The organism is Phytoactinopolyspora halotolerans, assembly GCF_010550675.1.
Classification (GTDB): domain Bacteria; phylum Actinomycetota; class Actinomycetes; order Jiangellales; family Jiangellaceae; genus Phytoactinopolyspora; species Phytoactinopolyspora halotolerans.
The window spans coordinates 92,370-99,179 of sequence record NZ_JAAGOA010000029.1 but is presented as its reverse complement, the minus strand read 5'-3'; the positions used below and the strand labels follow the sequence as shown (position 1 = coordinate 99,179).

Below are 6,810 nucleotides of genomic sequence, written 5' to 3'. Positions count from 1 at the left end.
TACGGGTTCCGCAACTTCCGCAACTACCGAGTCCGCGCCCTGCTCTACGCCGGCAAACCCAACTGGCGAGTGCTGGGCTCCATCGTCGTCCGATGAACCCAGCACCCCGCCAGAATCCGAAGACCCGTCTTACCTGGTAGCGGGGGCAGGATTTGAACCTGCGGCCTCTGGGTTATGAGCCCAGCGAGCTACCGAGCTGCTCCACCCCGCGTCGCACTGACAATATTACGTCACGATCCGAGCCACACCAAATCGGGCAGCCGATCGGCTGGAATAGCCTCGTGACCACTGTAAATGTGCGCATCTACGGAGCTTGCAGCGCCAGGCCGTACCCGCCGTATAGCCGTGGCCGGGGCTCACCATCTCAGTGAACCCCGGCCACATCCAAGCCCAGCGATTTGCGCTAGCTATCTATTCTCCCTGGGAGAGCTGGTCGGCACGGCTGAGGGCGTCCTCGAGGCGATCCAAGGCCTCGCCGTAGTCCGCCCAGCGACCTTCGGACTGTGCCGCCTGCGCATCCTCCCACGCCTGCTGAGCATCAGCGATCGCTTCTTCGAGCGTGCCGTCCGCCGGGGGCGCTTCCTCATCAGGCTCGTCTGCCGGAGGAGACTGCTCGGAGTCTGCGGGCGGCTCCTGCTCGCTCTCCGGCGGCTCCTCGGTGTCGGTGCCTTCACCCTCGGGCTCGGGAACCTCGGCGTCCTCGATTTCACCCTCTTCTTCGGTCTCCACGCCGGATTCTCCGCGGAAGACGTCGTCGAGAGCCCCTTGCAGGCTCGTATCGAACCCGATCTCAGTGCCGAACCGCACCATGACACGGCGCAACAACGGATAGACGGCATCGCCGGCCTGCCGCACCACGTATACCGGCTGGACGTACAGCAGGCCACCGCCGACCGGCAACGTCAGCAGGTTACCGAACTCGACGTTCGCCCCCTCACCAGCGCCAAGAAGGGTGAGCTGGCTGGCGATCTCCTCGTTGCTCTCGAAGGCGTTCGCTACCTGTCCCGGACCGTCTATCTGGGTATCGCCAGGTAGACGCAGCGCCGTCAGCTGGCCGTAGTCCTCATGTCGGGCGTCAGCGTTCACGGTCATGAAGGCGATCAGGTTCTGTCGCCCACGAGGCGTGTACGTCGTCGTCAACGAGAACACACCTTCGTCGCTGCCCGGCAGTTGGATCGACTGGTAGTAGGGCGGCTGGTCGATATCCAGGTTCGAGGTTGGATCGTTCGGCACAATCCAACGGTCGGTGCCCTCGTAGAACGTGAACGGGTCGGTCACGTGGTACTGCTCCAGCATTCGCCGCTGCAGCTTGAACATGTCCTCCGGATACCGGAGGTGGTTCATCAGGTCGTCACTGATCTCCGATCGCGGTGTGACCGACTCAGGAAAGACGTCCATCCACGCCTGCAAGACCGGGTCGCTGTTATCCCACTCATACAACGTCACTGTGCCGTCGTACGCATCCACGGTCGCCTTCACAGAATTGCGCGCGTAGTTGATGTAATCATCCGGCTGAGCTGCCAAAGCAGGGCGCGCGATCCGCGAGTCGCTGGTGGCTTCCTCCAACGACACTCGCTGCGAGTATGGATACGAATTGAGCGTGGTGTATGCGTCGATCACCCAGACCAAGCGCCCGTCGACCACGGTCGGGAACGGGTTAGAGTCGACCGTCAGCCACGGTGCGACCTTCTCCACCCGCTGACGCGGGCCGCGATCGTAGAGGATCTGGGACTCAGAATTGACTCGGTCCGACAGGAGGATGTTCGCTTCCTGGAACTTGGTGGCGTAGAGCACCCTGTTGAAGAACGAGCCGATCGACACCCCGCCGTTCCCGTCGTACGTGTTGCGCCGTTCTCCGCCTGTCTCGGGATCCTCCGGGATGTCGTACTCCACAGGCTCTTCACCCTCTGGAGCGCCGACGATGGAATACTCCGGCGAGTTCTCACCGAAGTACACCCGTGGCTCGTAGTCGCCCAGATCGCCACGCGACGGGATGTCCTCTTCGATCCAATCGGGGGAGCCGTCAGTCTCACTTCTGTTTCCGTAAGCAGCGACCATCCCGAAGCCGTGCGTGTACACAGTGTGCTGGTTGACCCAGTTCTGCTGCTCACTCGAAATACCGGAGATGTCGATCTCGCGGGCCGCTACGACGGAGTCGACCACCTCGCCATTGATCTCGTAGCGATCCACGTCGGCGGGCTGCGCGAAGGTGTAGAAACCACGGACCTGCTGCAGCTGCTGGTAGGCCGGCGGAATGACCGTCGGGTCCATCAGCCGGATACCGGGGATGCTCCCCGCGTCGTCGGCCAGCTGGCCCGCCTCCACCGTCGTCTCAGCTTCATAAGACTGGATGTCCACGCCGTCGATGTCGTAGGCGTCGCGCGTGGCCGCGATGTTGCGCTCGATGTACGGCGCCTCACGATCGGCCTCGGTCGGGTTGACCTGGAACTGCTGCACGATGAACGGCCACAGCCCGCTGAGCAGCACGGCCGAGAGCACCAGCAGACCCGCACCGATGCCGGGCAGCATCCAGCTGCGCCGCCAGACGTTGACGAAGAACAGGATCGCGCATATCCCGGCCACAAAGATCAGAATGGTCTTGGCCGGCAGTAACGCGTTGATGTCGGCGTAGTTCCCGCCGGTGAACAAGTCGTTGTCATCGATCAGCATGGCGTATCGGTCGAGCCAGTACGCCACGCCCTTGAGCAGGATGAACAGACCGATCAGAAGCGACAGGTGCCCCTGAGCGGCCGGGCTGACCTTCTCACCCGCGGTCTGCAGCCGGATGCCGCCGTAGATGTAGTGCGTGATCGCGGCGACGATCAGACCGAGCGTCACGATCGCGAAGCCGAAGCTCACCACATAGCGCCACCACGGGTAGGAGAACGCGTAGAAGCCGAGGTCGGTCCCGAACTGCGGATCCTCGACGCCGAACTCCGTGCCGTTCAGCCACAGCTGAAACGTCGTCCACTCACCGCCGGCGCTCGCACCGGCGATGATGCCCACCAAGAGGGCCGCGGCACCGAGAACCCAGGAACGCACCGGATCGATCGCGTCCCGGTATCGGTCGAGGCTCTGCTGCTCGACGCTCATCGGCCGGTAACTCGGCCGCAACCGGTAGGCGATGACGCCGTTCACCACGATGGACACGGCCATCAACAGACCGAACACCACGAACAGCGACGATCGGGTGATCAGCTGCGTCGTGAACACCCGGGTGAAGTCGACGGAATCGAACCACAGCCGTTCCGTCCAGAAGTTGACAACAAGTAGATACGCGACGGCCAGCACCGCGAGTACGATCAGAGTCGGAACCAGCGCACGCGACCGGCGTCCGCCACCGCGGGATGGACCAGCTGGACGAGGAAAATTCTGGCTCACCCCATGAAAGCTATCTTACGGTCGCACCGGTTTTCGAACCGGTCCTGCCAAGACGCATCAAGATCTGATCGCCTTCTGGCAACACGGCCGTAACCTCGGCATCTGCGGCTCGGACACCGAAACACTCGTGGGAGCATGACGACATGAACACCGATGAGCCCACCTCCACCAACGGGGACGCCCCGGAACACCCCCCGACGGCCCTCTCCCGTGCTGTCGTCGAGATCGAGAACCACGTCCAGCAGGAGGGCTGGGATCAACAGCCTCGGCTGTATGCGCTCGCGCCCACCGGCGAGCTCCTGGAACGCGAACCGGATCTGGCCGGCAACCTGGGCTTGTCCAAGGACTCGGTGTCCGACGACGCGTTGACCCCGATCGAGCAGGACATCGCCGGGCGCTCGCTCGACGACCTTCTTCCCTCCATCGCCTGGCCGGATACCGTGCGCGGCTGCGCGCTGGCCGTGGAGCGGATCGTGTTGCCGCCCGGCGCCGAGGACGACGTGCCCGCCGACGACGAGGCGGCCGTGAACTGGGCGCAGAACCACCCCGACCGCACCGACGTTCGCGTGGTTGTGGGCGTGCTCCGAGACGGTTCACGGACCTCGGTGCTGCGCGTGCGCGGTCACGAGGAGGACAGCGAACTCATCCAGGACGCCGAGCTGTCACCGGAGATCGCCAACGCTCTCGCCGATACACTCACCTGACCCCGAGCGCCGGCCGTCGCGCCAAAGCGCGGAGCGGCAGGACGGTGCCGGGTCATTCGCACGTGGCGAGGTCCGCGGGATCGCCCTCCGTGTACGTCTCGATCGCATCGATCGCGTCGGCGAGGTTCTCCACTGGAACCACCTGCATATCACCGTTGTTCGCGCTGACCGCGTCGCTGCAGTTGCGGACCGGAGCCAGGAACAGCTCGGCGCCGTCGTCACTGGCCGCGGCGATCTTCTGCTGGATGCCCCCGATCGGCCCCACCTCGCCGTCGCCGGTGATCTCGCCGGTCCCCGCGATGTGAGTCCCCTCGATCAGCGGCTCCTCGGTCATCGTGTCGTAGATGGCCAGGGCGAAGATCATCCCGGCGCTCGGACCGCCGATGGCGTCGTCGATGGTGATGGTGATGTCGACCGGGAGCTCGTAGCCCCAGTCGACCCCGAAACCGACGACCGGATGACCGCCGTCCTCGGCCGCCTCCGTCTCCGGCGTGACCGTCATCTCCTCACCGTCGCGCCGGATGCCGATCTCTACCGTGTCACCGGGCTCCCGCTCCCTGATCATCTCGGCCACCTCGTCGGGCGACGCGATGGGAGTGCCGTCCACGGAGACGATGATGTCGCCCGGCTCCAGGGCGCCTTCAGCCGGCGTGCCCTCGAACACCGTAGCGATCACCACCTGCTGCGGCACCTCGTAACCGAGCTCTCGCAACGCCGCGACCTTGGCGGTCTCCTGCGACCGGGAGAGCTGCTGCGCGCTCTGCTCACGCGATTCCTCGGCCGTCTCGTCGTCCTCGTAGACGGTGCTGCGCGGAACCACTGCGCGGTCGTCGTCCAGCCACGCACGCAGGACCGTCAGGATGTCCAGTTCAGTGTCGGCGGAGGTGACGCCGACCGTGGTCAGGTCCAGCTCCCCCTCGACCGGATATGTATCCGCACCGTCGATCTGCACGACCGGTATCTCCTCGCCGTCGTCGGTCTCCAGCTGGGCGAGTGTGTCGACGACCGGACCGGGTGAATAGACGACGTACGGCACCGGCAATTGTGCGGCCACCGCGACGAGCATGATGATCAGCGCGCCGGACACCATGAGGCTGACAGAACGACGAGTCATTTGGTTCAGATTACGGCCTGCCCGCACCGTTACGGTGAGCCGACCCACTCCGTCGCGCCGTCAGCGAACACCTGATGCTTCCAGATCGGCACCTCTCGCTTGAGGTCGTCGATCAACTTGCGGCACCCAGCGAAGGCCTCTTCACGGTGCTCGGCAGCCGCCGCGACCACCACCGCCACATCGCCGATCCGCAGTTCTCCCACGCGATGCACGGCCGCCAGCGCGCGCAGCGGATACGCCGCGGTCACGCCTTCGGCTACCTCGCGCAGTTTCGTCTGCACCGACGGGTGGGCTTCATACTCCAAGACCTCCACGGCGCGAGCCTCGTCGATCTCGCGGACCGTCCCGATGAAGACACACGTGCCGCCCGCGCCGTCATCGGCGACCGCACGCAAGAGCTCATCCACGGACAGCGGCTCAGAACGAACGTCCAGGAGCCTGACCACGCCCATTACCTACCCCCGCTTTCGTTTGCGTGCCTTTCGGACGACCACAGCCGTACCCAATATGGCGACTGTAGCGCCCGCCGCGCCGATCGTCGCCGCGGTCTCGCGTTTTCCGAAGCGGCGCGAGGCCAGCGAATGCCGGCCGCTCACGCCCTCCATCAACGCCTGCAGTGCGAGTTCGTTGCTGTACTCAGCGCGCCAGCCCGCCTCGGTGAGCCGTCTCACCGACACCACCCAGGGGTGGACGACGTACTGCAACTCACTGACCGGCACCGGTGTCACCCCAAGGCGATGCAGCCGAGCCGCGGCTCCCAGGGCGAACGACTCCGAGAGCTCGGCATGGACACGTCCGCTCAGCGTCTCGACGGCCTGCTGGTCGAGGTGGCCGGGGCTGCCGACGGTTACCGGACCGTCGATGTCGTGCCGGGCGATGAACTCCAGGGCCGAAGCGAGGTCGTCGATGTGGCAGAACTGCCACATCGGTTCGCTACCACGGATGGCCAACAGTCGAGGAGCCTCGAAATGCCTGGTCAGCACCGTGTCGACGCCCGGACCGACGAGCGCCGCCGGCCGCGCGACCGTGACTGCGGTACCCGGATGCGAGCGCGGGGCTCGTGCACAGAGTTCCTCGATCTCCAACAGATCACTGACCAAGCCGCCGTCCGCGGGCGCGCGCAACGGCGCGGACTCATCCAACGGGACCGGGTTGTCGACCGCCGCTCCGTACACCATGGAGCTGCTGACCACGACCACCCGGCGCACCGCAGCCGCGGCGGCAGCGGTGAGAATGGTCTGCGTGCCCCTCACGTTGCGCAATGACCGCCGGCCCGCGTCGCCGGTCACGTTGAGGTCGATCGCGGTATGGACCACGACGTCCACGCCTGTGAGCCTCGTCACGACGGCCGGATCGGTCGGATCGACGACGCGCCAGGTCACCCCCTCCACATCGCCACGAACCTCGTCCAGCCCGATGACCTGCCGGATGCCTTCGTGTCTAGCCAGCCGACGGACGAGTTCCCGGCCGACGCCGGACGCCGCACCCGTCACCGCTACCGCTATTCCGCGACCGGTGTTGTTGCGCCCAGCGCGAACCACGCCCGGCTGTGTGCCCACGTTTGCTCCTCCTGCTACTACGGTGGGGCGTATGAGGCGCCCCTACCGCTTC

5 protein-coding genes and 1 tRNA gene are annotated in these 6,810 nt (G+C 65.4%); 1 reads left to right on the top strand and 5 read right to left on the bottom strand.

The features are described 5' to 3' along the window. Positions 1-134: 134 nt before the first annotated feature. Positions 135-211, bottom strand: a tRNA-Met gene (locus G1H10_RS28650). 200 nt (positions 212-411) lie between these two features. Then, positions 412-3,381, bottom strand: a complete 2,970-nt coding sequence (locus G1H10_RS28645) for a UPF0182 family membrane protein (protein ID WP_163744414.1) — start codon at positions 3,379-3,381, stop codon at positions 412-414. A gap of 143 nt (positions 3,382-3,524) precedes the next feature. Between G1H10_RS28645 and G1H10_RS28640 the strand changes: the two genes are divergently transcribed. Continuing rightward, entirely contained in the window at positions 3,525-4,085 is a 561-nt protein-coding gene (locus G1H10_RS28640; protein ID WP_163744412.1) for a PPA1309 family protein, read from the top strand. Between the two features lie 52 nt (positions 4,086-4,137). Here G1H10_RS28640 and G1H10_RS28635 read toward each other — a convergent pair whose 3' ends face one another. Genes G1H10_RS28635 through G1H10_RS28625 form a run of 3 tightly spaced genes read right to left on the bottom strand, consistent with a single transcriptional unit; the run spans position 4,138 to position 6,758 of the window. After that, positions 4,138-5,199: a YlbL family protein gene (locus G1H10_RS28635; protein ID WP_163744410.1), complete on the bottom strand. Its 1,062-nt coding sequence runs from the start codon at positions 5,197-5,199 to the stop codon at positions 4,138-4,140. Positions 5,200-5,228: 29 nt separating this feature from the next. Further along, positions 5,229-5,651: a molybdenum cofactor biosynthesis protein MoaE gene (locus G1H10_RS28630; protein ID WP_163744408.1), complete on the bottom strand. Its 423-nt coding sequence runs from the start codon at positions 5,649-5,651 to the stop codon at positions 5,229-5,231. A gap of 3 nt (positions 5,652-5,654) precedes the next feature. Further along, positions 5,655-6,758 carry an NAD-dependent epimerase/dehydratase family protein gene (locus G1H10_RS28625; RefSeq protein WP_216853760.1) on the bottom strand — a complete coding sequence of 368 codons (1,104 nt, stop codon included), beginning with the start codon at positions 6,756-6,758 and terminating at the stop codon, positions 5,655-5,657. Between the last annotated feature and the right edge of the window lie 52 nt (positions 6,759-6,810).

Bases quoted from the DNA above. Each gene is read 5' to 3' on its own strand.
- G1H10_RS28640 (WP_163744412.1), top strand. From the start codon at position 3,525: ATGAACACCGATGAGCCCACCTCCACCAACGGGGACGCCCCGGAACAC.
- G1H10_RS28635 (WP_163744410.1), bottom strand. From the start codon at position 5,199: ATGACTCGTCGTTCTGTCAGCCTCATGGTGTCCGGCGCGCTGATCATC.
- G1H10_RS28630 (WP_163744408.1), bottom strand. From the start codon at position 5,651: ATGGGCGTGGTCAGGCTCCTGGACGTTCGTTCTGAGCCGCTGTCCGTG.